We start from the raw sequence: 26,393 nt of genomic DNA, 5'->3' as shown, positions 1-26,393 counted from the left end.
GCTGGACTAGAGCTTGTCGAAGTCTGCTTCGTCCACAGTGTCATCTTCCGGAGCAGCAGCGCCGGCGCCGATCGCGGCCTTTGAACCACCCGACTTCAAGGCGGCCAACCGGGCCTCGATCTCCGTCTGCTCTCCGAGATCCTCAAGCTGGTTGAATTGTGCGTCCAGGCTGGAGGCGGCCAGCTCCTGCTGGCCGAGGACCTTGGCTTCTTCGCGGCGGATCTTCTCTTCGAAGCGGCCCACCTCGCTGGTGGGATCCATGATGTCGATGCTCTTCAGGGCGTCGTGCACCTGGGTCTGCGCAGCGACCGTCTTGGAGCGGGCAACCAGCTCGTTGCGCTTGCTGGTGAGCTCGTTGAGTTTGCCCTTCATCTGGTCGAGGCCGCTCTTGAGCTTGTCCACGACCTCCGACTGGGAGGCGATGTTGGGCTCGGCCGCCTTGGCCTCGTTCTCGGCCGACATCTGGCGCTGAATGGCCACCTTGGCAAGGTTGTCGAACTTCACTGCGTCGGTTGCGTTGCCTGCCGCGCGGTACTCGTCCGCCTTGCGGGAGGCTGCGAGGGCCTTGTTGCCCCAGTCCTGGGCGTTCTTGATGTCCTCGTTGTAGTCGGCCTGGAGCATGCGGAGGTTCCCGATGGTCTGCGCCACAGCGGATTCGGCCTCGGCGATGTTGTTCGAGTAGTCGCGGACCATCTGGTCCAGCATCTTCTGGGGGTCCTCAGCCTGGTCGAGCAAGGCATTGATGTTCGCCTTGGCGAGCTGTGCGATCCGCCCGAAAATGGACTGCTTAACCATGGTGTTGCCTTTCGTCCTGCTCAGTGGTGCCCACTGAATCCAGTGATCAGTTCTTGTACCGCTTCTACGTGGGGGACCGGCCCCCACCTAGTCTTCGCGAGCTAGAAGCTCCCGTCACCGCCGGAGTCGCCGCCCCAGCCTCCACCGCCGCCGTCGCCGCCGAAGAAGCCTCCGCCGCCACCGCCGTCGCCGCCGAAGAAGCCTCCGCCGCCTCCGCCGTCGTTGTTTCCGCCGCCCCAGCCGCCTCCGCCGCCGTGGAGGATGGAGTTGATGAGGATGCCGCCGAGGATCGCTCCGCCGAGGCCGCCACCATTTCCCCCGCCACCGAACATGCCGCCCCGGCCGTAGCCTTGGTTGGCGAAGCCGCCGAACTGATCGACGTCGGACTGGGCCAGTTGCGCGGCTTGTGCCGCGAGCGCCTGGGCCTGCTGGGCGTACGTCAGCGCCGTCACCGGGTCATTGCTGGAAATGGACAGGGCGTAGTCGAGATTCCGCTGGGCTTCGGCCAAGCGCGTACGGGCTTCGGTGCCGACCCCGCCGCGTCGCGCCGCAATGTAGTCCGAGGTAGCGCTGATCTGGGACTGGGCCGCCATGATGGTCTGCTGGAGCGCGGCCTGTGCACGCCTTGCCTGTTCCTGCTGGTCGCGGATGCCCGAGAGGGACTGGTCCAAGGCCTGGTGGGCCTTCTCCACGCGGTCCAGGGTGGCAATGGGATCGATCTTCCCGCCCTGGATTTCAATCTTGACTTGCGCCAGCGCTGCTTCGACTCCGGCCACCGGACCGGCCAGCTCCGGGTGTTCGCCGGACTGGATCATCGCTTTGGCCTGGGCCAGGTCCTGGCTGGTGTCCGCCACGGCGCCGTCCAGCGAATTCCGGGCTTCGTCGAGGCTGCCAGCGACCTTGGAGATGGCCCCGATCAGCACGTTGGTCTGGTGCAGGCCTTCTTCCGCGGCGCGGACCGCTACCGCGGCAAGGCTGCTCTCGCCGGTGGCAAGCTTTTCCTGTGCCGTGGTGGTCGCATGCCGGACGAAGGCAAGCCGGTCCTTTGCCTGGGTGATGTTGTCGCTCACGTGCCCCAGCGCGCTGTCTGCGTACTTCTCGCGCAAGCCGTCGAGCGATTGCTCCGCGCTGCTGATCTTTGCCTCGGCGTCGTCGGCGCCGGCAGCAACCGTGGCCAAAGCCTGGGGCGCGTTCTTCTCAAGTTCGCGCAGGGAATCGAAATCGGCCTTCTGCTCGCGCAGTGATTCGAGGGCAGCCTCGGAGCGTCGGATGATTTCGCCAAGCCAACTGCGCTGCTGCTCCTCGGTGTCCGGGATGTGGTCATCAAGTTGTTGCTGTAGCTTGAAGGATTCTGTCATGTGGTTCTTTGCGTCCAGCAGCGCCTTGGTGAAGTTCCCGACGGCGGCATCGCCGTATTGCGCCTGGGCGAATCCGAGTTCCTGCTCGCTGGACTTGATGGTGTCATCCGCTTCGATGAGCAAGGATCCGGCTTTGCGCCGCAGGTCCGCGATGCTCAAGGAGGCCAGGGGATCGAGCTGTTCTCCCCGCGGTCCGTAACCCGCAGCGGAGGCCGGGCTCTTCTTGCGACGGTTGCGGAAGTACAAGTACGTGCCTACGCCTCCGGCCGCAACCACGGCGGCACCGACGAGCACGGCCGTGCCTGCGCCGGAATTCTGGGTGTCTCCGATGGCCTTGGCGGCATCGATCACGGCTTGGTCGTAGTTTTTCTTGCCCTGGACAAGGTTCGCCAGGACGGCGTTCTTGAGGATGTCGTCACGCTGGGAGTCGGTGATCTTGCTCCCGGGCCCGCGGGTGATGTTCACCTTGCCGTCGTCCGTGGCGATGGCCAGCAAGACGTCCGTGGATCCGAACGACTTCTTCTTTGCCACTGCGTTGCCCCAGTCGCTGGGCGTGCTCGGGTTGGTGAAGGTCTTTTCGGTCACGACATACAGATTGAACTGGTGGTTGTCGTAGAGGGACTTGATGGCGCTTTGAACCGCGCTCTTGTCGCGAAGGACGCCGGCGTCGTCAGTGATGTTCTGGCCGGACGGGATCGTCACCGGGTCGGCAGCCCAGGCTCCAGCGGCCGGGAGGACCAGAACTCCAGCCAAACCGATGACGGCGAGTACACGTTTCACTATTGACCGCATGTGCAACCCTTCAGCACGTCTGCGATTGGTCCGGGCCGGAGCAATCGAAACAGAATGCATCAGCGCCCCCACGCATGGTTGTCGAGCCGCAGGTCGCTGTGGCAATTCCACTTGATACTATGGTGCACCTTTTGGGCCGTCCACAGCGGTAAATATGCCGCCAGCGAAACGGGGAGAGATCTGCCCTTCTGCAGCGTTGAAGGGCTTGTCGGCGCCATTCGAGGACCCAGGACCGTTCCGATGAGTGCGTTCAGCAAGCTCCCAGCGAACGTCGACTCTTGATCCAGCAAGAGCGACGATAGTTAAGGGGACGAGGAAGAAAGGAAGTCCCATGACGGAGAACCCAGCACAGGGCGCCGCGCCTGAGAACAATGGCCCCGAGAACCATGGTCCTGAGAGCAACGGCAAGGCGGAGGCGGACAAGCAAGCCAATTCCCAGCCTACGGCCCCGCTGCCGGCATACCAGCCGGGTCAGGATTTCACGGCGAAGCCCGAATACCCCGCGCGGCCCGATCACACAGCGCAGGCTCCGGTAGCCCCTGCACCTTGGGCCCACGGGCCGGCCGAAAACCCCACCGAGCAGATCCAGTCCCAGCACAGCGCTCCCCAGAACGGAGCGCCCCAACACGGAGCGCCCCAGCACAGCGCGGCACCGCAGCACCCCTATCCGCAGCACCAGCCCTTCTATGGCGGACCGAACCCTGCGCAGCACTATTCCACGCAGCAGTTCCCGGCCCACCCGGGCGGTCCGGCAGCCGGCCCGAAGCGCAAGCCGGTCTTCGGCGTCGGGACCTTGGTGGCCTGCATCCTGGCAGCGGGCCTTGTGGGCGGAGGCGTCGTGGCGGCCAGCGATCAATTGTTGAGCAGCCGGACCCCGGCGGCGGCCAGCAGCGGCCAAACGGGAACCGTGATTGTCAACAACACGGACAACGTCAACGCCATCACGGCGGCCGCAGCCAAAGCCACGCCAAGCGTCGTGACCATCATGGCTTCGAGCGGAAACCAGGGCGGTACCGGTTCGGGCATCATCCTCGACGACCAGGGCCACATCCTGACCAACACCCACGTCGTGACCCTAGACGGTGCCAGCGCCAATGCCGCCATTGAGGTGCGGCTGAGCGATGGACGTGTCCTCAAGGCGACGGTAGTTGGCACGGACCCGCTTTCGGACCTCGCCATCATCAAGGTGGACAACGCCTCCGGACTCGTCCCGGCCACCCTGGGTGATTCCAGCAAGATCAACGTCGGCGACAACGCCATCGCCATCGGCGCCCCGCTCGGCCTGCCCGGCACGGTCACCGACGGCATCGTCTCCACGCTCAACCGCACCATCAGCGTGGCATCCTCGGCTGTTCCCAACGGCGGCTCCGACAACTCGCAAAACGGCGGCCAGGGCGGATTCCAATTCGCGCCTCCCGGCGGTGGCCAGAGCCAGAGCAGCGCCGGCCAAGGCACCGTTTCGCTCAACGTCATCCAGACCGACGCGCCGATCAACCCCGGCAACTCCGGCGGAGCGCTTGTCAACACCAAGGGCGAGATCATCGGCGTCAACGTGGCTATCGCTTCCGCCGGAAGCAACAGCTCCTCGTCGTCGTCCAGCGGCAACATCGGTGTGGGCTTCAGCATCCCGATCAACAACGCGAAGCGTATTGCACAGGAACTCATCCAGAACGGCAAGGCCACCCACGGGCAGTTCGGCGTCAGCGTGCAGCCCAAGTCGGCCACTGGAAGCAGCTCCGGATTCTCGGTAGGTGCGCAGGTCGCAGCGGTGACAGCGGGTTCCGCCGCTGAGAAGGCCGGGCTCAAGGTGGGCGACGTCGTCACCAAGTTCGCCGGCATGGACATCACCGATCCCGAGCAACTCACCGCGGCTGTCCGTCAGCAGGCGGCAGGTGCAACAGTGAAGGTGACCATCCAGCGCGGCGGCCAGTCACAGGATCTCGACGTGACCCTGGATGCTGCCCCGTAACAGCTGCGCTGTTGCGGCAGATTCCAGCGGGGCAAACAGCCGGCAGTCAACGACGGCGGGCGGCACCACTTGCGGTGCTGCCCGCCGTCGGCGTACGCCCTGTGCTGCTCCGAGCCGGAACGATCCTCGAAACAGGAGTTAATGCGGACACCCGGCGTTGTCCGAGTGGTGGCGCAATATGCTTAGCTAGGACGAGCCCGTACGCTGGGCACTCTTGGCCATGCGCCTAGTTGCTGGCCATTCCCGAGCATGGAAGGCTGCCTCGAACACAGTGGGAGACACATTGAAGATTGTTGTTCTGGTCAAGCACGTCCCGGACGCGCAGTTCGACCGACACCTCACCGGCCCAGGCAACACCACGGACCGCGACGAGAGCATTCTGTCCGAACTGGACGAATATGCGCTTGAAGCTGCGCTGCAGCTCAGCGAGGCCCGCGGAGGCGCGAAGGCAGGCAACGAGGTCATCGCCTTGAGCATGGGTCCCGCCGGTGCCGTGAACGCCATCAAGAAGTCCTTGCAAATCGGAGCCTCCTCAGGAGCGCATTTGAGCGACGACGCCTTGGCGGGTTCCGACGCCGCTGCCACCTCGCTGGCCCTCGCCGCGGCAATCCGGTATCTCGGCGCCGACTCGCCCGTGGACCTCGTCCTGACGGGCATGGCCTCGACCGACGGCGAAACGTCCTTGGTTCCGGCGCAACTCGCCGAGCGGCTCGGACTCCCTCAAGTCACGTTTGCTTCCTCCCTGGAGGTCGACGGCGACCGCGTCCTTGCGCGCCGCGACGGTGACGCCCACGCCGACACCGTGGAGGCAACCTTGCCCGCGCTGGTATCCGTGACGGACCAGATCAACGAGCCGCGATACCCCAACTTCAAGGGCATCCTTGCAGCCAAGAAGAAGAAAATCACGGCACTCACCCTCGCCGATATCGGAGTCGATGCCGCGCAGGTGGGAGCCGCAGGTTCGCTGACCGCCGTCGAGACCGCTGAAGCGCGGCCGCCGCGCACTGCCGGCACCATCATCACCGACGAAGGCGACGCCGGCATCAAGCTGGTTGAGTTCCTGGCCGCCCAGAAGCTGCTCTAAGAGGATTCCGACACATGGCAAAAGCACTTGTATTCATTGACAACCCGGGCGCGGCGCTCAAGAAGAGCAGCCTGGAACTCCTGACGATCGCCCGTTCCCTCGGGGAAGCGGTGGTCGCCGTCAACGGCGAACTGCATGACGACGTCGCCGCCTCCTTGGGGGCGCACGGAGCCTCGGTGATCTACCGTCCGTCCGCCACGGACCTGGACGACTACCTGGTTGCGCCGAAAGCCGCTTATCTTGCCGCGGCAGTCGAGGCAACCGGAGCCGGGATCGTCCTGCTCGAGAATACGGCCGACGGCAAGGAAATCGCGGCCCGTCTGGGCGTGAAGCTCAACGCCGGGGTCATCACCGACGTCGTGGGGGTCGACGCCGACGGCACGGCCCATAAGTCGGTCCTGGCTGGCTCGTACACCACCACGGCCAAGGCGCGCACCGCCGTCGCCGTGCTCACGGTCAAGCCGAACAGTGTTGACGTCGATGCCCCGGCCGCGGCGAACACGCCCGAAGCCGTCACCATCGACGTCCCGGCCGATGCCACCGCGAATGCCGCACGGGTCACCGGGCGGGCGGAAAAGCCGGCCAGTGGCCGTCCCGAGCTCACCGAAGCCCGGATCGTCGTTGCAGGTGGACGCGGGGTCGACGGCGACTTCGGTCCTTTGGAAGAACTGGCCGACGCCCTGGGCGGTGCACTCGGGGCTTCCCGTGCCGCCACGGATGCGGGCTGGATCGGCCATGACTACCAGGTTGGCCAGACCGGCAAAACCGTATCCCCGCAACTCTACATTTCGGCGGGCATTTCGGGAGCGATCCAGCAGAAGGCCGGGATGCAGACCTCCAAGGTCATCGTCGCGATCAACAAGGATGCTGAATCGCCCATCTTCGAAATCGCGGACTTCGGCATCATCGGCGACCTTTTCAAGGTTGTTCCGCAGGCCACCGAAGAGATCAAAAAGCGGAAAGGCTGATCCCTTTGTCTTCTGACGCCACGTCAGCAAAGAGCCCGTTCAACGCCTCCACGGAGCGCGTTGAGCGGGTGCTTTGTTTTACCGCCCACCCGGACGACGTCGACTTCGGCGCGGCCGGCACCATCGCCGCCTGGACCGCTGCCGGCGTCGAGGTCAGCTACTGCGTCATGACCGACGGCGACGCGGGCGGCTTCGATCCTGCCCACCGCGAGGAGATCATTTCCATGCGCGCGGAGGAGCAGGAACAAGCCGCCGCCCTCGTCGGCGTGACGGACGTGCACTACCTTCATGAACGCGATGGATACTTGGAACCGACGCACGCGGTAATCAAGCAAGTGGTGAAGCTGATCCGCGAAATCCGCCCCGACGTCGTCCTCGCCATGCACCCGGAGCGCAACTGGGACAGGATCCAGAAGAGCCATCCGGACCACCTCGCCGTGGGGGAGATCGTGACCCGGGCCGTGTACCCCGCGCTCGAGAACCCCTTTGCCTACCCGGAACTGGCGGAAGCCGGCCTCGAAGCCTACAAGCTGCCATGGCTGTGGCTCTTCGCCGGTCCTGAATCCCGTGAGAACTATTTCGTGGATGTCACCGACCACATCGACGCGAAACTGGCGGCGATCCGGATCCACGCGAGCCAGCACCCCGACCTGGAAGGCATGGAGCGGGCCGTCCGGAGCATGCTCCGGCACAACGCCTCGCGCGCCGGCATGCCGGATGGGCGCAGCGCCGAAGCGTTCCATCTGGTCGAGGTCAACGGTTCCCAAACCATCGCCGGTTTCTGAAATTGCTGATGTGTTAGCTGTGTCATATGCTTACTCTCGTTTAAATCATATTTAATTGAGAGAGGCAGACTTTGATGGCGAAGACTGCACAACAGCCGGTATTGGTGATCATGGGGGTCTCCGGTTCCGGCAAGTCGACAGTGGCCGGCGTATTGGCCGGCCGGCTGGGCTGGGACCTCGCCGAAGGCGACGACCTGCACCCGGAAGCGAACGTTGCAAAGATGCAGGCGGGGCACGCACTCAGCGATGAGGACCGTTGGCCCTGGCTGGACATCATTGCCGATTGGATCAAGGAGCGCACCGCAGCAGGAAAGCCGGGCATCATCACATGCTCGGCCTTGAAGAAGCGCTACCGGGACGTCCTGCGCGGCGAGGGCGTCGTGTTCGTCTTCCTGCAGGGGAGCAAGGACAAGATTTCCGACCGGCTGGCTTCGCGCCACGGGCACTTCATGCCTGCCACGCTCCTGGAATCCCAGTTCGACGCACTGGAAGCGCCCACCGAGGACGAGAACCACATCTCCCTGTGCGTCTCCGCTTCTCCTGCCGAAGAGGCAGACGAAATCATCGCACGGCTTGGCCTCGGGGCGCAGCCGGCACACACAACTGGAGACGCAGCGTGAACTGGACCGGGCACGACACCCAACTCCTCGTGGTCGCGGCTATCGGCATTGCGCTGATCGTGCTGCTGATCGCCAAATTCAAAGTCCACCCCTTCCTCTCCCTGGTACTGGGCTCGGCCTTCGTTGGCCTAGCCTCCGGAGTCGGGCTGGACAAGGTGGTCAGCAACTTCGAAGACGGCGTGGGCGGCGTCCTCAAGGAGGTCGGCCTCCTGATTGCGCTCGGCGCCATGCTGGGCAAGCTCCTGGCGGACTCCGGCGGCGCCAACCGGGTAGTCGATACCCTGCTTGAAAAGGCCAAGGGCAACAGGGTGGTCTGGATGATCACCTTGGTTGCGGTCATCATCGGCCTCCCGATGTTCTTCGAGATCGGGCTCGTCCTGCTGCTTCCGGTGATTGTCCTGGTCACCCAGCGCTCGCAGATGAAGCTCATGCGCATTGCCATTCCGGCGCTCGCAGGCCTCTCCGTGTTGCACGGCTTGATCCCGCCGCACCCAGGACCGCTCATCGCGGTCAGCGCGGTGAAGGCCGAACTGGGCACCACCCTGGCCCTTGGGCTCCTGGTGGCCGTCCCCACCGTCATCATTTGCGGACCGCTGTTTTCCCGTTTGGCCGCGCGCTGGGTTCCCGTGGATGCCCCCGCAGTGGCCGGCGGCGTCGACACCAAGCATGCCGTCGACCTGAGCGAAGTGAAGCGCCAGCCGACCTTCCTCGTCACCTTGCTGACCATCATTTTCCCTGTGGTGCTCATGCTCCTGAAGGCCATCGCAGACATTGTCTGGCCCGACGCCGCCCACGCACCCATGATCCGCACCGTCCTGGACTTCGTCGGGCAGCCCCTTGTGGCGATGACCCTGGCTGTGCTCGCCGCGATGGTGACCTTCGGCTACGCCGTTGGCTTCACCGGAAGCAAGATCACCGCCAAGCTTGGCAACAGCCTTGGACCGATTGCCGCGATCCTGCTGATCGTGGGCGCAGGTGGTGGCTTCAAGCAGACCCTGATCGGTGCCGGCGTCGGTGACGCGGTCAAGAAATGGGCCGAGGGCGCCAATATGTCGGTGCTGGTCCTGGGCTTCATCGTGGCCGTGGCGCTTCGTTTGGCCACGGGCTCGGCGACGGTTGCCACGGTGACGGCTGCGGGCATCGTTGCTCCCTTGGCGAGCAGCCTGAGCCCGACGCATGCCGCACTCCTTGCCCTGGCCATCGGTGCCGGCTCGCTCTTCCTGTCCCACGTCAACGATGCCGGGTTCTGGCTCGTGAAGGAACTCTTCGGCCTGACGGTCGGGCAGACGTTCAAGACGTGGTCGGTGATGGAGACGCTCATCTCGGTGGTCGCCTTCGGTTTCATCATGGTGCTTTCGCTGATCATTTAGCGGGGCTGCCCAAGAGCCAGTACGACGGCGGCCCGCCCCCCTGTGTTTCCAGTGGGGGCGGGCCGCCGTCGCGCTTTTCGGCAAGAATGCCCTACATGAGCTTTTCTGCCGCGTAGACCTTGATGCCTTCGAGCAGGTAGGGCGCCAGGCCGACCCGGACCTTGTCGTAGTTGGCAGTGAACCGGGGGTCGTCCACGTACATCTGTCCGAGGCCCAGGTAGGATTCTGCGTTGGGCGTCCAACTGGCGCAGATCCACTTGTAGTGCCTGCCGACGGCTGCCTGGACGTCCGGGTGGTCCGCCGGAAGGACGGCGTCGAAGCACCGGGCGAGATCCTGGTTCAGCGACGCATACTCCTCCATGAAGGCCTGCTTTTGGGCCGTGGTCATCGCCGAGTGGCGGGCCTTGCTCTCCTCGACGGCCCGATCGCCCCAGCGCTCGCGCGCTTCGGCTTCGTAGGGGTTGTTGTCGAAATCCTTGAAGATGTTCTCCGCGGTCATGGTTTCTCCTTGACGTAGTGCTGCGATAGTGGCGTCGACCGTCCGGGACATGCGGTCCAGTCGGTCGCGCTCGGCCAGCAGCCAGTTCCTGTGCACGGCAAGTGCCTCCACGGGGTCGGCCTGGCCATCCAGAACTTCGCCGATGGTCTCGAGCCCAAGGCCAAGTTCACGAAGCAGGAGGATCCGCTGCAGGCGCAGCAGTTCGGGCTGGCCGTAATACCGGTAGCCGTTGTGTCCCGTTCGGGCAGGTTCCAGAAGCCCGAGCTGGTCGTAGTGGCGCAAGGTCCGCGAGGAAACCTTGCTGGCCTTGGCCAGCTCGGAAATGGTCCAGGTATCTGCCTTGTCCTGCTTCATGTATCCAGCGTAAAAGTTGACGTTACGTCAAGGTCAAGCCCGCCGCCAACGGCTCCTGTCGGGCCAGAGCCGGCCGCTCCTACGCGAGAGGCGCCGCGGCAACCGTGGGAAGGGTTGGTTTCTTGGAGCCGCCCACAGGTTCAACCGTGATGCCGATGGCCGCCGCGCTGGAAATGCCGGAGACAACCGCCGGGTGGCTCAAGGCTTGGGCGTCCATGAGTCCCTGGGATACGGGGTCGGAGCCGTCCTTGGGAATAAGCCACATCTGATATACCTTGCCGGCCGGGGGAGCCGGAACTCCATTCATGCGGACCACCACGGCGTTCTTAGAGGTGGAGATCGACACGGTGGCGGTGCCGCCGCCGTTGACGTCGACGGTCGCTTGCCGGACGTCGTTGGCCTGAAGCACTTGGTTCACGGGATCGTTTTGCCCGGCCACGTAGACGCCCACGCCTACACCGCCAAGCGCGATGACCGCGGCCGCCGCAGCGGCTGCAACCCAACCTCGGACTCCTCCGAAGCGTCGGCGATCCCGTCGGTTCCGTTCCGCGGCGAGGTCCACGACGTCGGGGGAAACGTGCGTTGCGGCGGCGGGCGGCGCTTCGGAAACGGAAGAAGACGCGGACGCTGCGCCGGTTTGTGAACTGCGTGGTTGTTGCGGGAGCTGCCGCAGAATGTCCTCCAGGAGTCCGGGAGGCGGTTCGGCCTCGTCGGCGAAGGACGTGGCAAGGGTCTCGCGTGACTGCCTCACCCGCTCAAGGAACGCCGGGCGTTCAGGCGCGGCGGCAATGTAGTTGTCGATTTCTGCTCGCTCGGCGTCGCTCAGGGCGTCGAGGGCATAGATCTCGGCAAGCTCCAGGACGCGGCCTTCGGCAAGATCAGTAGCTATGTCTGTGGCGAACATCCTGCGGAGGCCTTCCTTCCCGAAGTTCCGGTTGTTTTCATCGTGTTCGGTCATGTCAGCTCACCCCCAGGCAAGTCTTGAGTCGGAGAAGTCCATCGCGGATGCGGGACTTGATGGTCGGAATCGCGGCGCCGAGCTGTTCGGCGACCTCCCGGTAGGTGAGGCCGCCATAGTAGGCGAGCCGCACGGACTCCAGTTGCGTCTCCGTCAGGGTGGCGAGGCAACGGGTGACGGACTCGGCCTCGAGCCGGCTGGTGGCTTCTTCTTCCACGGAATCGTGGTCAAGGAGTTGGCTCGCGGCACCATATTTCGCTTCGCGGTCCGTGGCGGACTGGGCGGAGCGGACGCGGTCGATAGCGCGCCGGTGGGTGATCGTCATGAGCCACGCGAGCGGGCTGCCGGCCTCGGGATTGAATTTGCCCGCGTTTTGCCAGACCTGGATGAACACTTCCTGGGTGGTATCTTCGCTCAGGCCCGCATCCACCAAGACGCGCTTGGCCATGCCGAAGACCCTCCGCGACGTGAGCCGGTAGAACTCGCTGAAGGCGCCGCGGTCGCCCTCGGCCATCAACCCCAGCAATTCCGCAAGCTGCGCATTCGAGCCGGCAATCAGGCTGGGGGCCTCGTGGCCTCGCACATTGGGTGTATCCATCACTGTCCAGCATAGATTGCTCGTGACCCTGGCAGTACCAGAAGCACTGTGAGTCTTGAGAGTAGCCACCTGCGCCCCTTCCACGGCCGCCGCTTCACCGGCCCCTTGATTCGCAGGCCAGCTGCCCGCCCAGGCTTTGTGCCTGCATAGGGTATTCGGCGCAGGGCGAGCTTTGGATGGGTGATACGCGGCGGTCGCCTTGAGGCTGTCCGGGCGGCCGCTTGGCGTGGCTAGAGTTTCGCGCCCGCAAAACCGTGCTGGCGCCAGGCCTCGTACACCGCGATGGAAGCCGCATTGGCAAGGTTCAGCGAGCGGAGGGACGGCAGCATGGGAAGCCGGACGCGGGCCGTGACGTGCGGATCCTGCTTCAGCCAGGCGGGAAGTCCGACCGACTCGGGGCCGAACAGCAGGACGTCGCCTTCCTCGTAGGCGATGTCCGTGTAGGAGGATTCGCCGTCGGACGTGAATGCGAAGACGCGTTCTGGCTGCAGTGCCGCCCATGCGGCCTCGATGTCCTTGTGCACCGTGACTACTGCGAGGTCGTGGTAGTCGAGTCCCGCGCGGCGCAGTTTCGCGTCGGAGAAGTCGAAGCCCAACGGCTCCACGAGGTGGAGCTCCGCGCCGGTGATGGCGGCGAGCCGGATGGCGTTTCCCGTGTTGCCCGGGATTTCAGGGGTGTGGAAGAGGATGCGGAACACGTATCAATCCTAGCCAGCGAAAAGAGGGCGTTGCTCAGTGCATGCCGCGCAGCAGTCGGGCAAGGACCGGGACAACCACGGTGTTGGGCACGGGTCCTGAACTCAGGAACTGCTTGAGCCCGCGTGCCAGCCCGGAGGCGTTGACGATTTGCACCGACCCGAAATCTCCGTCCGTGCGCCTGTAATGGTCGATGACCGGCTCGTGCGGGTTGCCGTCCGGGCTGTGGACTACCACCCAGCCCGTCACATTCAGTTCCGGGAAGATCTCCTGCATGTGGCGAACGATCAGCTCGAGTTGGGGCGGCGGCACCGAGCGGCCGCCGTGCTTGAGGGCCACGCCGTCCCAGGCATAGGCGCCCTTGGGCAGCAGCATGGAACCGATCAGCGCCAAGCGGTAGCCGACAAGCAGGGCGTGATCGATGTGGCTGTCATCCGAGGGGGAGCGAAGCCCGTTGATGAGCCGTGCCGAAGGGATGGCGGGCAGGATCTGGCGGCTGATGAGCTGGACTGTCCGCATTTCGCGCTGAATGCGGGCTTCGGCGCCGAAGATCCCACGCTTCCGGGGAATCCCATGGATCTGCAAGGCGGCCTCGCGCTTGGAAATGAGGGGAATCTCCAAGGGATCATCGAAGGGCGGGACGTAGACGGGGGCGTCGCCGGCGGTGTTCCGCGGGGCATTCGGACGGTGGACCCCAGCCCGGGTTTCCGGTCCGGGAGCGCCGGTGCCGGCGTAGTCAGGCCTTTGCGCCGGGAACGGGGTTGTCCTGCCCGAAACGCCGCTCGCATAGCGGCGGTCGTACTCCGCCCGCCGCTTGGGATCAATCAGGGTCTCGTACGCAAGCGTGACTTGTCGAAAGACTTCGGGATCCCCGCCGTGGTCCGGGTGGGCGTTCCTCGCGGCCTTCCGGTAGGCCACTTTGATCTCCTTGTCCGACGCCGTGACGGGGACCCGGAGGACCTGATAGTGGGAACTGCTGCCCTGAGCCAACCACGGGCCTTTCTCTGGGATTCTGAAGATTCCCGCCGCCCTGTGCCGGAACGGCGATCTTGGCAAGTCTAGCCAGCCCACCATGAGAACGACGGCGGCCGGGGCTTTAGTTCCCCGGATCCCGCCCCTGCCGGTGGCATGATTCATGCTGTGAACTCCCCGGCCGGCCCCGATCATCCCTTTGACCTGCCCACCACCGGCTCCGACGGGCTGGGCGGTCGGCCGCGTCGATGGATCGTGCTGGCAGTCAATCCGACCGCAGCGTTCGGCCGGCACGCCCTTGCCGGGGACGAAGCCGCCCGCTGTCTCCGCGCCGCAGGCCTCGACGTCGTCGTCCTTCGACGCGACAGCATGGACGCCCTGCGGGAAGCCGTCGGCGAAGCGCTTCGTGCGCGTCCCGATGCCTTGGTGGTTGTGGGCGGCGACGGCATGGTCCATTTGGGCGTCAACTCGCTCGGCGGCACGGCCTTGCCGCTCGGGATTGTTCCCGTGGGTACGGGAAACGACATGGCCCGGATGCTTGGACTGCCCCTGAAGGACGTAGCGGGATCGTGTGCCCGTGTGATTTCGGCGCTCGCCGACGGCGGCCGGCTGATCGACGCGGGCCGCGTAACTTCCGGCGGACGCACCATGTGGTTTGCCGGGGCGGTATCCGCGGGATTCGACGCCGCTGTCAATGAACGGGCGAACTCCTGGAAATGGCCCAGGGGTACGCTCCGCTACACCCTCGCGATGCTCCGGGAGCTCGGATCGTTCCGGGCCATCAACTACACCGTGACGGCCGACGGCGCGTCATCGCGGGAGGGCGCCATGTTGATTTCCGTGGCCAACGTCCAATCGATCGGCGGCGGGATGCGCATCGTCCCCGATGCGGCGCCCGACGACGGGTGGCTGGATCTGTTTGTCGTCAAGCCCCTGTCCCGGCTGGCCCTCCTTGCGGTGTTCCCGAAGGTCTTTTCCGGCCGGCACACCTCGCACCCGGCGGTGGAAATCCGCCGGGTGCGCTCAGTGCGGCTTGGCGCGGAGAACGTGGTGGCCTACGCCGACGGCGAGCGGATCGGCCCCCTCCCGCTGGAGATCGACGTGGTTCCGGGCGCCTTGCGGGTCTTGGCCTGACCCTGGCGGTCAGCGGCGCCCGGCGACAGCCAGGCCGAAAAGGACCGGCGCCACGGTGAACACGGTCCGGAGGAACAGGAATGCCTGCCGCCGGGATCCATGGACATCAGCGATCCGGTCTTCGCTTGGGCCCAGGATGATGCGGTACTCATGATGCCTTCTTTCTAAAAGTGGATAATTTGATTTTAGGGAAGGATTAATCAATGAGTGTTGATTTTAGAGATAAGCTGGATGCATGACCGGACTTCCCTGGCTGCGTCGGCTTTCCGCCTTGGCATCCCTCGACGACGGCAATCGCCGCCGCCTGTACGAGCACGTCTGCGGCGCAAATGACGCGGTCAGCCGCGACGAAGCCGCGATGGCCCTCGGTCTTCCCCGCAGCACGGCGTCCTTTCACCTTGACCGGCTGGTCCGTGACGGGCTCCTGAGTGTCGAGTTCCGCAAGCTCGGGGGCAAAGTGGGTCCGGGTTCCGGGCGCCCTGCGAAGTTGTACGCGCCTGTCGTTGAAGAGGTCGGCGCCTCGGTGCCTGAGCGCCACTACGACCTCGCCGGCGAAGTGATGGCCTCTGCCATCCAGGCCTTGATGACACAGGGGGGCTCCCCCCGCGAAGCGCTTCTCGAAACCGCCTACGCCCGGGGCCGCGAGGCCGGGAGCGTCGAGCCGCATTTCGAGGATGTCCTGGCCAACTACGGCTACAGGCCGGAAGCTGACGACGACGGCGGGTACTCCCTGGTCAATTGCCCGTTCCACCGGCTGGCCGAAAGCCACACGACTGTCGTCTGCGCCCTGAACGGCGCCTTCCTGAGCGGAGCGGCCGCCGCGTGCGGAATTGCCGAGGACCGGATCGCCGATGACAACCGGGAGGGCCATTGCTGCGCAAGGATCCTTCCCGCGGATTAGGGGGAGCGCCGGGACGGCACCTGCCGCGCAAGCCTGAATCGGTGTGCCTCGATAGACTTGGGTAGTGCCTGTTTACCTGGACCATGCCGCCACCACGCCCCTGGCCGCTGTAGCTCTCACCGCCATGACCCGCGAGCTGGCGCGGACCGGCAATCCGTCATCGCTGCACGCTTCCGGACGGCGTGCGCGCCGATCCGTGGAAGAGGCTCGGGAAGCGATCGCGGCAGCCGCAGGGGCACATCCCTCCGAGCTCATCTTCACGTCCGGGGGAACCGAAGCGGACAACCTCGCCGTCAAGGGGCTGTACTGGGCCCGCCACGACGAAGACGGCCGCCGCAAGCGGATCCTGTGCTCCGCCGTCGAGCACCACGCGGTGCAGGACACGGTCGAATGGCTTGAACGTCACGAAGGAGCCGAAGGGGTCTGGCTCCCCGTCGACTCCCAGGGCGTAGTGCAACTCGACGCTGTGCGGGCGGAGATGGAACGAGACCCGGGATCGGTGGCCCTGGTCACTGTCATGTGGGCAAACAACGAGGTGGGCAGCATCCAGCCCGTCAAGGAGATCGTGGACATCGCCGCCGCCCACGGCATACCCGTGCACTCGGACGCAGTCCAGGCGTTCGGCTCGATTCCCCTGAGCTTCCGCGACTCAGGGCTCGCCGCGATGTCGGTCTCCAGCCACAAAATCGGCGGACCCGTCGGCGTGGGTGCCCTCTTCCTGGGGCGTTCCACCAAGGTCGTTCCCGTCCAGCACGGGGGTGGGCAGGAGCGCGACGTGCGCTCGGGGACCCTGGACACGGCCTCCATCGCGGCATTCGCCGCCGCGGCTGAGTCTGTTTCCCACAACCTGGTGGCAGAGCGCGAACGGATCGGCGCCTTGCGGGACCGGATCATCGACGGCGTCAAGGTCGCCATTCCCGAGGCGGTGCTCCGCGGCGCGCCCGGCGACGCCCGGCTTCCCGGCAACGCGCATTTCACGTTCCCTGGCTGTGAAGGCGATTCCCTGCTGTTCCTGCTGGACCTCGCGGGCATCGAATCCTCCACTGGCTCCGCGTGCACCGCGGGAGTCCCCAGGCCCTCGCACGTCCTGCTTGCCATGGGGCTGGACGAGGAGACCGCCCGCGGGGCGCAACGATTCAGCCTGGGACACACTTCGAACGACGCCGACGTCGACGCCCTGCTCAAGGCCCTTCCGGACGCGTATGCCCGGGCGAAGCTTGCAGGAATGGCCGGTCACGAGTCCAGCATCCAGACCGCAGCCACGGTGGCCCGGAGCCACGGCAGCGTCCCTGCCGGGATCCCGGCCGGCGATCAGTCTCCGGACAACAACTGATCCAGCGGAACAGCGGGATCCGCCAGGCGGGCCACATCCACGGGTATGCGCCCCGAAATGAGCGCCTTGACGGGCTTCTGTACCCGCTGCCGGTTGACACTCATGCCCGCCACCACCGCACCGTCCCGTAGCCAGAAGGCGAGGAAGCTGTTCTCCTCCAACGCGCCCCGGATGACGGGTACGGAACCTGCCGCGAGGGTGGGATATCCCCAGTACTCCATCGAGACGTCGAACTGGTCCGTGTAGAAATACGGGACGACGTCCAGCATCGCGTCCTGTCCCAGCATCGCCTTGGCTGCGACCTTGCCGCCGTTGAGGGCGTTGGACCAGTGCTCGCTCCGGTGGTGATCGCCGGTGAAGGGGTGGAGGGCGTTGGCGACGTCTCCGGCCGCGAAAACGTCCGGGCTGCTGGTCCGGAGCGAAGAATCCACCACGATTCCGTTGCGGATGTCCAGCCCTGCGGCTTCGGCGAGGCTCGTATCCGGAACCACGCCGACAGCCACCACCACGAGGTCGGCAGGAAGCACTTCGCCGGAGTTGGTGACAACGGCGCTCGCCCTGCCCCCGGTGCCGGTGATCTCCGCTGCGCTCGCAGGGAGCCGGAACTGCACACCGTGCTTTTCGTGCAGGCTGCGGAAGAAGCCCCCTAGTTCGGGGCCGATGGCCGTGCTGAGCGGGACGTCTTCAAGCCCCAGCAAGGTCACGCTGTTGCCGTAGCTGCTCGCGGCTGCGGCGAGCTCCATGCCGATCCAACCCGAGCCGACCATCACCACAGTCCGGCCCCCGCCGGACAGTTCTTCCTTGAGTCGCCGGGAATCATTGAAGGTCCGGAACGTCATGACGCCCGCAAGATCGGAAGCAAGGAGGGGAATCCGGCGCGGCTGCGCCCCGGTGGCGATCAGGAGCTTGCTGAACTTCAGCCCGGTTCCTGACTCCAGCTTCACCGTGTGGGCGGCAGGATCGGCGGTTGCGACCGCCTCGCCAAGGAGGAGTTCGACGTCGTTCTCCCCATACCAGCCGGCCGCCAGCACCGGGACGCTGTCCTCGTCGGCCTTGCCCAGGAGAAATTCCTTGGAGAGGGGAGGGCGCAGGTAGGGGAGCTCATTCTCGGCGCAGACCACGGTGATGCGGCCCTGGAAACCTTCGGAGCGCAGGGTTTTTGCCGCCGTGGCACCGGCGAGTCCGCCGCCTGCGATAAGGATGTGTTCAGTGTCCATGGTGACTCGATTCGCGGGGCGTGGGCGGTTCGCGTGGCCAGGCTGCGTGTGGATGAATGAATGCGCACTCGGCCGGGATCTAAAACTGTTTATTTTGACTTTAGAATCGTCCGCGACGGTGGTCAAGGCATTTTTTGAGGCGGATTCCCGCGGGCGCTAGAATAGTTGGGCGCGCCTCGTCTCTTCCGCGCAAATCTTCCCCCCAACATCAACAGAAAGCCAGCATGCGAGTTCTTGCAGCCATGAGCGGCGGAGTCGACTCCGCCGTTGCCGCCGCCCGCGCCGTCGAGGCAGGGCACGACGTCGTTGGCGTCCACTTGGCGCTGTCCCGCATGCCCGGAACGCTGCGCACCGGGAGCCGAGGCTGCTGCACCATCGAAGACTCCCGCGATGCCTGGCGCGCGTGCGACGTCCTGGGGATTCCTTACTATGTCTGGGACTTCTCGGAGCGCTTCAAGGAAGACGTCGTCCAGGACTTCATCGATGAATATGCTGCCGGCCGCACTCCCAATCCCTGCATGCGCTGCAACGAGCGGATCAAGTTCGCCGCCCTCTTGGAGAAGGCTGTCGCCCTCGGATTCGACGCGGTCTGCACCGGCCACTACGCCAAGGTCATCCAGGACGCGGACGGCAATCCCGAACTCCACCGAGCGGCCGATTGGGCCAAGGATCAAAGCTATGTCCTCGGCGTCCTGACCCACGAGCAGCTTAAGCACTCCATGTTCCCGTTGGCGGAGACCCCCTCCAAGGCTGAGGTCCGCGCCGAGGCCGAGCGCCGCGGCCTGTCCGTGGCGAACAAGCCGGACAGCCATGACATCTGCTTCATCCCGGACGGCGATACCGCCGGCTGGCTCGCCGAGAAGATCGACATGACCACCGGCGACATCGTGGACGAGGCCGGAACCAAGGTCGGGGAACACCCCGGGGCCAACGCCTTCACCGTAGGCCAGCGCCGCGGCCTCAAGCTCGGCACCCCTGCCGCTGACGGCAAGCCGCGCTTCGTGCTGGAAATCCGGCCCAAGGAAAACAAGGTGGTTGTCGGGCCCGAAGCGCTTCTGGCCATCGACGAGATCCGTGGAATCAAGGTGTCCTGGGCAGGCGTGCCCATTGCTGAGGTTTCCACGGGCGCCGAGTTCGACTGCCACGCCCAGGTCCGCGCCCATGGTGATCCGGTTCCTGCCAAGGCTTCGGTCGTGCGGCACACCGACGACGCCGGCATCGGACGCGAAGGCCTCGTGGTGACTCTTGTCGAGCCCCTGCGCGGGGTGGCTCCCGGGCAGACAATCGTGCTGTACCAAGGCACGCGTGTTCTCGGCCAGGCAACCATCGACGCCGCCCGTTCCCTGCAGCGCGCGGAACTCTAGGGCCGCGAATTCCGGCGACTTTCCCGGGGGAGCACCGGCAATATTGTTAGCGCTAACAAGTGCGCTTCTCGACACTGGAAGCGCCCTGACGTGGCCCGCGTAGCCGACTTCGAGCCAAAAGAAAAGTAAATTTTGTGTCTCAACTCACAAAATCAAACGTTTCACCAAAAATGCTTCTGATTGAATCGTGGAGTCAGGAGTATGTGCTCCGAGAAAATTACCCACGGCGGTTCGCCGTATCCATCGAACAGAAAGTTCACTGATGGCATTGAACAAAAAAGCCTTGCGCAGCGTTATCGCGTTCGCGGGCATCTCCGTATTCGCTCTGACGGCCTGCACGGGCCCGGCGGGCGGCGGCGGTTCAGCATCTTCAGCTGCAAGCGGCCCGATCGCTTATGGCACCACCGACAAGGTGACCGCGCTCGACCCTGCAGGCTCGTATGACAACGGTTCCTTCATGGTGATGAACCAGGTCTATTCCTTCCTCCTCAACTCGAAGCCAGGAAGCGCGGACCCGGTTCCGGACCTGGCAGCGTCGGCGTCGTTCACGTCGCCAACCGAGTACACCGTGAAGATGAAGCCCGGACTGAAGTGGGCCAACGGCCATACGCTGGACTCCACGGACGTCAAGTTCTCCTTCGACCGGCAGCTCAAGATCAACGACCCCGCTGGTCCTGCTAGCCTGCTCGAAAACCTGGACAGCGTCAGCGCCCCTGACCCCAGCACTGTCGTTTTCAAGCTGAAGCTCGCCAACGACCAGACGTTCCCGCAGATCCTCAGCAGCCCGGCCGCGCCGATCGTGGACCACCAGGTCTTCCCGGCCGACAAGCTGCTTTCCGATGACGACATCATCAAGGCCAAGGCGTTCTATGGCCAGTACACGATCGACAGCTACAAGAAGAACGAGCTCATCAGCCTGAAGGCATACCCTGACTACCAGGGTGTCCTGGGCAAGCCGGCCAATGACGCCGCCACGATCAAGTACTACGCCGAGCCGACCAACATGAAGCTGGACATCCAGCAGGGCAACATCGACGTTGCAAACCGGAGCCTCAGCGCCACCGACGTCGACGACCTCAAGAAGGACTCGAAGGTCAAGGTCAACGTTGGTCCCGGCGGCGAGATCCGCTACATCACGTTCAACTTCAACACCATGCCGTTCGGCGCCAAGGCACCCGATGCCGACCCGGCCAAGGCACTTGCCGTGCGCCAGGCAATCGCCAACCTCGTTGACCGCCAGGCCATCGCGGACCAGGTCTACAAGGGCACCTACCTGCCGCTGTACTCCAACGTCCCCAGCGGATTCCTGGGCGCCAACGAGTCGTTCAAGGACGCTTACGGTGACAACGGAAAGCCGAGCCTGGACAAAGCCAAGAAGGTCCTTTCCGACGCCGGCGTCAAGGACGTCGTCACCCTGAACCTCCAGTACAACCCGGACCACTACGGCAAGTCCTCGGGCGACGAGTACGCCATGATCAAGGACCAGCTGGAAAAGTCGGGCCTCTTCAAGGTCAACCTGCAGTCCACCGAATGGGTGACCTACAGCAAAGCCAGCCGTGCCGACGAGTACCCGCTGTTCCAGTTCGGTTGGTTCCCTGACTTCAGCGACCCGGACAACTACCTGACCCCGTTCTTCCCGAACGGCGGCTTCTTGAAGAACCACTTCAACGACCCTGCCGTGACAGACCTCATCAATAAGCAGCTGACCACCACGGACAAGTCGGCTCGCGAATCCACCATCAAGGACGCCCAGAACGCTTTGGCAAAGGACATTTCCACTTTGCCGCTGCTCCAGGGTGCCCAGGTTGCCATCTCGGCACAGGGCGTAAACGGCGTCGACAAGACGCTTGACGCTTCCTTCAAGTTCCGATTGGGAACTATTTCAAAGTAAGCAGCCGGTAGGGGGAGGCGGGTGCCAACAGGTGCTTTGCCTCCCCTTATTGCTGATTGCCTCACATTTTGAGCAAAACCCCGCGCGATCCGCGGGCAATGAACTTTAGGTAGCAATGACAACACTTATAGAGGTGCCCGACGTCGAACCGGACGCGGTCGCTCCCAAGAGTAAATCAGCGGGCGGGGGTCTGGGCAGGTACATCGTGGTCAGGTTCTTCCTGATCATTCCCACGATCTTCATCCTCGTGACCCTGGTTTTCTTCCTCATGCGGGTCATCGGAGACCCCATTACCGCAGCCCAGGGCGGCCGGCTTCCTCCGGATGTCCTGGCGCAGAGAATCCACGACGCCGGTTACGACCGGCCGATCATCGTCCAGTACTTCGAATACCTCGGCCAGCTGGTCACAGGCAACTTCGGCACCACCATCACCGACCGGCGCCCCGTCGTCGAAATGCTGTCGACCTTCGGCGCGGCCACCCTCGAGCTGTCGATCAATGCGCTGATCGTGGCGCTCGCAGTCGGCATCCCGCTGGGCATGATCGCCGCTCAACGGCGCGACAGGGCGACTGACGCTTTCCTGCGCTGCTTTGCGATCCTCTGCTACGCCACCCCGGTGTTCTTCTCCGGACTCCTGCTCAAGCTGACGTTCTCCGTTTGGCTCGGCTGGCTCCCCGTGGCCGGGCGTGTGTCCACCCGAACCGAGCTGGCCATGGGCCAATTGGCCGCCCCCACCGGCATCTATTGGCTTGACGCCCTCCGCAGCGGCAATTTCAACGCACTCGGCGACGTCGTGTCGCACGCCGTGCTTCCTGCTGTTGCCCTCGGTCTGCTGACCGCCGGCGTCTTCCTGCGCCTCGTCCGGACCAACGTCATCGGCACGCTGGGCAAGGACTACGTCGAAGCCGGCCGTTCCCGTGGCGTCAGCGAATTCCGCCTCGTGACCAAGCACGCCTACAAGCCGGCGCTGATCCCCATCATCACCGTCATGGGCCTGCAGATCGCCCTGATGCTCGGCGGAGCCGTGCTCACCGAGACCACCTTCGAATGGAAGGGCCTTGGCTACCAGCTGGTCCAATACCTGAATGCGAGGGACTTCGTCGCGGTCCAGGGCATCGTGGTGCTGCTGGCCGTCATCGTCGCATTCACCAACTTCGTCGTGGACGTCGTCGCCGCGCTGATCGACCCGCGAGTGAGGTACTGACATGAGCACTGCAACAATTTCAGGACGAAAGAAGTCCTTCCTGTCCGGACTTCCCGTCATTTCCCACGTCAACAAGAGCGTTGGCCTCCAGCGGGGCATGCTCATCACAGGGCTTGTGCTGACCGGGCTCTTCCTTCTCTCGACCGTGCTTGCGCCGTTCATCGCACCGTACGGCTATTCCCAACTAAGTGACGCTTCCGGCTCGTTCCCCACCCAGGAGGCCCCCAGCAGCAAGCACCTGCTCGGCACCACGGTGGGCGGCTATGACGTTCTTTCCCGCGTCCTATGGGGTTCACAGACCGCGGTGACCGTGATCGTCGTCGCCGTGGCGATGTCCATCTTCCTCGGCGTGGCGCTGGGCCTGCTCAGTGGTTACTTCGGCGGCTGGCTGGACCGGGTGCTGGTAGTCATCGCCGATGCCATCTACGCCTTTCCTTCCCTGCTCCTGGCGATCGTCATGTCGATCGTCATCAGCCGTGGCCAGTCGAGCTTCTGGGGCGGCATCCTCGCCTGCGCCTTCTCGATCACCGTGGTGTTCGTTCCGCAGTATTTCCGCGTGATCCGGGCCGAGACCATCAGGCTCAAGGCCGAGCCGTTCGTGGAATCGGCCATGGTCCTGGGTGCTTCCAGCTTCCGGATCATCACCCGGCACATCTTCAAGAACGCCACCCGGACGCTTCCGCTGATGTTCACCCTGAACGCCTCCGAAGCGATCCTGACCCTGGCCGGCCTCGGCTTCCTGGGCTTCGGCATCGAACCGTCCTCAGCCGCAGAGTGGGGCTTCGACCTCAACAAGGCCATGGCAGACGCGTCCTCCGGCATTTGGTGGACGGGCGTCTTCCCGGGTATCGCGATCGTCCTCACGGTGCTGGGGCTGACCCTGGTCGGCGAGAGCATCAACGATCTCAACGATCCCCGGCTACGTGGTCGCAAGCGTGCTGGAGGCAAGGCCTCCCGCTCGAAGGCCACGGCAGGAACCGACGGCAAGAACACAGGGGCCACCACCACTCCTGAACCAGAAGCAGGTAAGGCATGACCACCAACATCGGCAACATTTCGGACCAGCCGCTGCAATCCGGCCAGCCGGTCCTGGACATCGAACGGCTCAAAGTCACCTTTGCCACGGACAGCGGCGACGTCTACGCGGTCAAGGACGTCAGCCTCGAGGTCAAAGCCGGCGAAGTCGTGGCGATCGTGGGGGAGTCGGGTTCCGGCAAGACTGTTACGGCCAAGACCATCCTCGGCTTGCTCCCGGAGACAGCCATCAGCTCCGGAGCCGTGCTGATCAACGGCAACAACGTCATCAGCGTCAGCGCGTCCAAACTGCGCAAGATCCGCGGCCGCGACGTAGCCATGGTCTTCCAGGAGCCGTCAACGGCCCTGAACCCGGTGTTCACGGTCGGCTGGCAGATCGCCGAAGGCATTCGGGCCCATGCCTCGGACGGACACCGCATCTCGGCCAGGGAAGCCAAGAAGCGGGCTACCGAAGCCCTGCGCAAGGTAGGCATCCCCGATCCGGAGACCCGCGTCAACTACTATCCCCACCAGCTTTCGGGTGGGCAGAAGCAACGCGTGGTCATCGCTGCCGCGCTTGCCTTGAACCCGGGTTTGATCGTGGCGGACGAGCCGACGACCGCCCTGGACGTCACGGTCCAGGCCGAAATCCTTCAGTTGCTCCGGGACCTGCGTGACAAGTACGGCACCTCGATTGTCCTCATCACCCACAACATGGGTGTCGTGGCCGACCTGGCGGACCGCGTCGTGGTCATGTATCAAGGTGACGTCGTGGAAGAGGCTACTTCCAGGGTGCTCTTCGCGGAGCCCAAACAGGACTACACCAAGAAGCTGCTGGCCGCCGTGCCGCACCTCGGCCGCAACTCAGCGTCCGAAGGGGCCACTGAGCGCCTGCACCAAGGCGGAAAGGTCCTGGTTGAGGCAAAGAACCTCACCATCGAGTATCCAGGCCGCCTCGGCAAGCCTGGGTTCAAGGCCGTGGACAACGTCAGCTTCACGGTCTCTGAGAACGAGGTCTTCGGCCTGGTTGGCGAGTCCGGTTCCGGCAAGTCCACGATCGGCCGGGCCATCGCGGGCCTCAACAGGGCAACCGGGGGCAGCCTCAAGGTGCTTGGTTACGAAATGCTGGGCTTCAAGGAGCACACGTTCAAGCCGCTGCGCAAGGACATCGGCTTCGTCTTCCAGGACCCGGCCGCCTCGTTCAACCCGCACCTGACCATTGGTGAGTGCGTGGCGGAACCGCTGCTCATCCATACCCACCCCAGCCCGGCTCAAGCACGCCTGCGCGTGGCGCAGTTGCTCGAATCGGTGCAGCTGCCGGCGTCGTACGCTGAACGCTTCCCGCACGAGCTCTCCGGCGGGCAGCGCCAGCGTGCTTCGCTGGCGCGTTCGCTCGCGCTCAACCCGCGCCTCCTGATCGCCGACGAGCCGACCTCGGCCCTCGACGTGTCCGTGCAGGCAAAGGTCCTGGAACTGTTCAAGGACATCCAGGAAGAGTTCGGCTTTGCCGCGCTATTCATCAGCCACGACCTCGCCGTCGTGGACATCCTCTCCCATTGGGTCGGAGTGTTGTACAAGGGCAAGCTCGTGGAACAAGGGATCGGCAGCCAGATCATGGGCAGTCCCCAGCACGACTACACCCGTAGGCTGATCGCCTCGCTGCCGGTGCCGGATCCTGACGAACAGGCCCGACGCCGGGAAGAGAACCGCGAGCTGCTGGGCATCTAGCCCGCCATCGAAGCGGTGATCCACCAGAAAGGACATGCCCGCCCTTCTCCACGAAGGGCGGGCATGTCCTTTCCGTCTGGGCTATTCGGACACAATGCTGATGTTGAAGAGTTTGTCCTTCGGCTGGCGCATGAAGATCCGGAGCCACAGCGGCATCCACATTTCAAGGCCGCGGGCGGCGTCGAGCCCGCCCAGGTCGTGGATGTGCTCCGGAATCCAACCGAACTCCCGCAGGAGCCCGACGACGGTGGCTTTCGCGTCGTCGTCGTTCCCCGCCACGAAGACGTCATGGGCACCATCGGCAAGCCTGAGCGGATCAACCATCAGCGGAGCAGTCAAAGTGTTGAGGGTCTTTACCACACGGGCCTCGGGGAAGGAACGCTGGATGGTCTCGGCAATACTGTCGGTATTGCAGACGGAGAGCGACGGCGGGAACCCTGCGGAAAAGTCCAGCGGATTGGATACGTCCACCAGGACCTTGCCGGCCAGGTTCGCGGCCCCGGCTTCGCTCAATGCTGCGAGCGAGACCGTGCCCGGGGTTGCGTTGACCACGATTTCCGCCATGCCGGCCGCCTGGGCGAAGGAACCGGAACTCGCTCCCGGCCCTGCCTGCGCCGCCCACTCCGTACCCTTGGGATTGCCGGCCTCCCGGGAACCCATCATGACCTCGTGGCCGACCTCCACCAATTTGCTTGCCAGGGCATGCCCTACCATTCCGGTGCCAAGAACTGCGATTTTCATGCGTGCTCTCCTTATCATCGGCGTGGACATGCCCATTCTGCCCCTCAA

At 64.6% G+C, this 26,393-nt stretch carries 23 protein-coding genes; 14 read left to right on the top strand and 9 right to left on the bottom strand.

The annotated features are described in order from the left end of the window. Positions 1-6 precede the first annotated feature (6 nt). Both OIT41_RS14055 and OIT41_RS14050 read right to left on the bottom strand, forming a co-directional pair. Positions 7-795 (bottom strand): PspA/IM30 family protein, encoded by a 789-nt coding sequence (locus OIT41_RS14055; protein WP_078108353.1) that lies wholly within the window; start codon positions 793-795, stop codon positions 7-9. 101 nt (positions 796-896) lie between these two features. After that, positions 897-2,945, bottom strand: coding sequence for a TPM domain-containing protein (locus tag OIT41_RS14050; RefSeq protein ID WP_264636642.1), 2,049 nt, complete (start codon positions 2,943-2,945; stop codon positions 897-899). A 331-nt stretch (positions 2,946-3,276) separates the two neighbouring features. Between OIT41_RS14050 and OIT41_RS14045 the strand changes: the two genes are divergently transcribed. The 6 genes from OIT41_RS14045 (at position 3,277) to OIT41_RS14020 (ending at position 9,741) form a co-directional block, all read left to right on the top strand. Further along, complete coding sequence (locus tag OIT41_RS14045) at positions 3,277-4,914, top strand: S1C family serine protease (protein ID WP_241709159.1); 1,638 nt, start codon at positions 3,277-3,279, stop codon at positions 4,912-4,914. 283 nt (positions 4,915-5,197) lie between these two features. Then, the gene (locus OIT41_RS14040; protein WP_078108537.1) at positions 5,198-5,998 is read left to right on the top strand and encodes an electron transfer flavoprotein subunit beta/FixA family protein; all 801 of its coding nucleotides are present in this window, start codon (positions 5,198-5,200) and stop codon (positions 5,996-5,998) included. Between the two features lie 14 nt (positions 5,999-6,012). Next, positions 6,013-6,966, top strand: a complete 954-nt coding sequence (locus OIT41_RS14035) for an electron transfer flavoprotein subunit alpha/FixB family protein (RefSeq protein WP_241709160.1) — start codon at positions 6,013-6,015, stop codon at positions 6,964-6,966. Positions 6,967-6,971: 5 nt separating this feature from the next. Continuing rightward, the gene (locus tag OIT41_RS14030) at positions 6,972-7,751 is read left to right on the top strand and encodes a PIG-L deacetylase family protein (RefSeq protein ID WP_264636641.1); all 780 of its coding nucleotides are present in this window, start codon (positions 6,972-6,974) and stop codon (positions 7,749-7,751) included. A 74-nt stretch (positions 7,752-7,825) separates the two neighbouring features. Further along, positions 7,826-8,371: a gluconokinase gene (locus OIT41_RS14025; RefSeq protein WP_264636640.1), complete on the top strand. Its 546-nt coding sequence runs from the start codon at positions 7,826-7,828 to the stop codon at positions 8,369-8,371. Further along, a complete protein-coding gene (locus OIT41_RS14020; protein WP_078108359.1) occupies positions 8,368-9,741 on the top strand; it encodes a gluconate:H+ symporter in 1,374 nt (457 codons plus the stop codon). The genes OIT41_RS14025 and OIT41_RS14020 overlap by 4 nt, the downstream gene beginning before the upstream one ends. A gap of 91 nt (positions 9,742-9,832) precedes the next feature. Here OIT41_RS14020 and OIT41_RS14015 read toward each other — a convergent pair whose 3' ends face one another. The 5 genes from OIT41_RS14015 to OIT41_RS13995 form a co-directional block, all read right to left on the bottom strand. Further along, positions 9,833-10,594, bottom strand: coding sequence for a MerR family transcriptional regulator (locus OIT41_RS14015; protein ID WP_241709164.1), 762 nt, complete (start codon positions 10,592-10,594; stop codon positions 9,833-9,835). 79 nt (positions 10,595-10,673) lie between these two features. Next, positions 10,674-11,552, bottom strand: coding sequence for an anti-sigma factor domain-containing protein (locus tag OIT41_RS14010; protein ID WP_241709165.1), 879 nt, complete (start codon positions 11,550-11,552; stop codon positions 10,674-10,676). Position 11,553: 1 nt separating this feature from the next. After that, positions 11,554-12,150: an ECF RNA polymerase sigma factor SigK gene (gene sigK / locus OIT41_RS14005; RefSeq protein ID WP_241709175.1), complete on the bottom strand. Its 597-nt coding sequence runs from the start codon at positions 12,148-12,150 to the stop codon at positions 11,554-11,556. A 230-nt stretch (positions 12,151-12,380) separates the two neighbouring features. After that, positions 12,381-12,848, bottom strand: a complete 468-nt coding sequence (locus OIT41_RS14000) for a tRNA (cytidine(34)-2'-O)-methyltransferase (protein ID WP_078108363.1) — start codon at positions 12,846-12,848, stop codon at positions 12,381-12,383. 34 nt (positions 12,849-12,882) lie between these two features. Continuing rightward, positions 12,883-13,836, bottom strand: a complete 954-nt coding sequence (locus OIT41_RS13995; protein WP_241709177.1) for a J domain-containing protein — start codon at positions 13,834-13,836, stop codon at positions 12,883-12,885. Between the two features lie 210 nt (positions 13,837-14,046). Between OIT41_RS13995 and OIT41_RS13990 the strand changes: the two genes are divergently transcribed. From OIT41_RS13990 to OIT41_RS13980, 3 genes are all read left to right on the top strand, one after another. Next, positions 14,047-14,952 carry a diacylglycerol/lipid kinase family protein gene (locus OIT41_RS13990; RefSeq protein ID WP_242598745.1) on the top strand — a complete coding sequence of 302 codons (906 nt, stop codon included), beginning with the start codon at positions 14,047-14,049 and terminating at the stop codon, positions 14,950-14,952. Positions 14,953-15,187: 235 nt separating this feature from the next. Next, a complete protein-coding gene (locus OIT41_RS13985) occupies positions 15,188-15,853 on the top strand; it encodes a helix-turn-helix transcriptional regulator (RefSeq protein ID WP_241709180.1) in 666 nt (221 codons plus the stop codon). A gap of 64 nt (positions 15,854-15,917) precedes the next feature. Continuing rightward, entirely contained in the window at positions 15,918-17,186 is a 1,269-nt protein-coding gene (locus OIT41_RS13980; protein WP_264636639.1) for a cysteine desulfurase family protein, read from the top strand. Here the strand turns inward: OIT41_RS13980 and OIT41_RS13975 are convergent. Further along, positions 17,165-18,403 carry an NAD(P)/FAD-dependent oxidoreductase gene (locus OIT41_RS13975; protein ID WP_264636638.1) on the bottom strand — a complete coding sequence of 413 codons (1,239 nt, stop codon included), beginning with the start codon at positions 18,401-18,403 and terminating at the stop codon, positions 17,165-17,167. The two genes, OIT41_RS13980 and OIT41_RS13975, sit on opposite strands and share 22 nt — an antisense overlap. Positions 18,404-18,627: 224 nt before the next feature. Here OIT41_RS13975 and mnmA point away from each other — a divergent pair, with 224 nt between their 5' ends. From mnmA to OIT41_RS13950, 5 genes are all read left to right on the top strand, one after another. Next, positions 18,628-19,767: a tRNA 2-thiouridine(34) synthase MnmA gene (gene mnmA / locus OIT41_RS13970; RefSeq protein WP_264636637.1), complete on the top strand. Its 1,140-nt coding sequence runs from the start codon at positions 18,628-18,630 to the stop codon at positions 19,765-19,767. A 262-nt stretch (positions 19,768-20,029) separates the two neighbouring features. Beyond that, entirely contained in the window at positions 20,030-21,658 is a 1,629-nt protein-coding gene (locus OIT41_RS13965) for an ABC transporter substrate-binding protein (RefSeq protein WP_241709184.1), read from the top strand. 115 nt (positions 21,659-21,773) lie between these two features. Continuing rightward, entirely contained in the window at positions 21,774-22,862 is a 1,089-nt protein-coding gene (locus OIT41_RS13960) for an ABC transporter permease (RefSeq protein ID WP_241709190.1), read from the top strand. Between the two features lies 1 nt (position 22,863). Beyond that, a complete protein-coding gene (locus OIT41_RS13955; protein ID WP_078108372.1) occupies positions 22,864-23,898 on the top strand; it encodes an ABC transporter permease in 1,035 nt (344 codons plus the stop codon). Then, positions 23,895-25,604, top strand: a complete 1,710-nt coding sequence (locus OIT41_RS13950; protein ID WP_078108373.1) for an ABC transporter ATP-binding protein — start codon at positions 23,895-23,897, stop codon at positions 25,602-25,604. The genes OIT41_RS13955 and OIT41_RS13950 overlap by 4 nt, the downstream gene beginning before the upstream one ends. Positions 25,605-25,685: 81 nt before the next feature. Here the strand turns inward: OIT41_RS13950 and OIT41_RS13945 are convergent, their stop codons facing one another. Beyond that, positions 25,686-26,345 carry an NADPH-dependent F420 reductase gene (locus tag OIT41_RS13945; protein ID WP_264636636.1) on the bottom strand — a complete coding sequence of 220 codons (660 nt, stop codon included), beginning with the start codon at positions 26,343-26,345 and terminating at the stop codon, positions 25,686-25,688. Between the last annotated feature and the right edge of the window lie 48 nt (positions 26,346-26,393).

The organism is Arthrobacter sp. YA7-1 (genome assembly GCF_025960325.1).
GTDB classification, from domain to species: domain Bacteria; phylum Actinomycetota; class Actinomycetes; order Actinomycetales; family Micrococcaceae; genus Arthrobacter; species Arthrobacter bambusae_A.
This window is presented reverse-complemented; position numbering and strand designations above follow the sequence as displayed.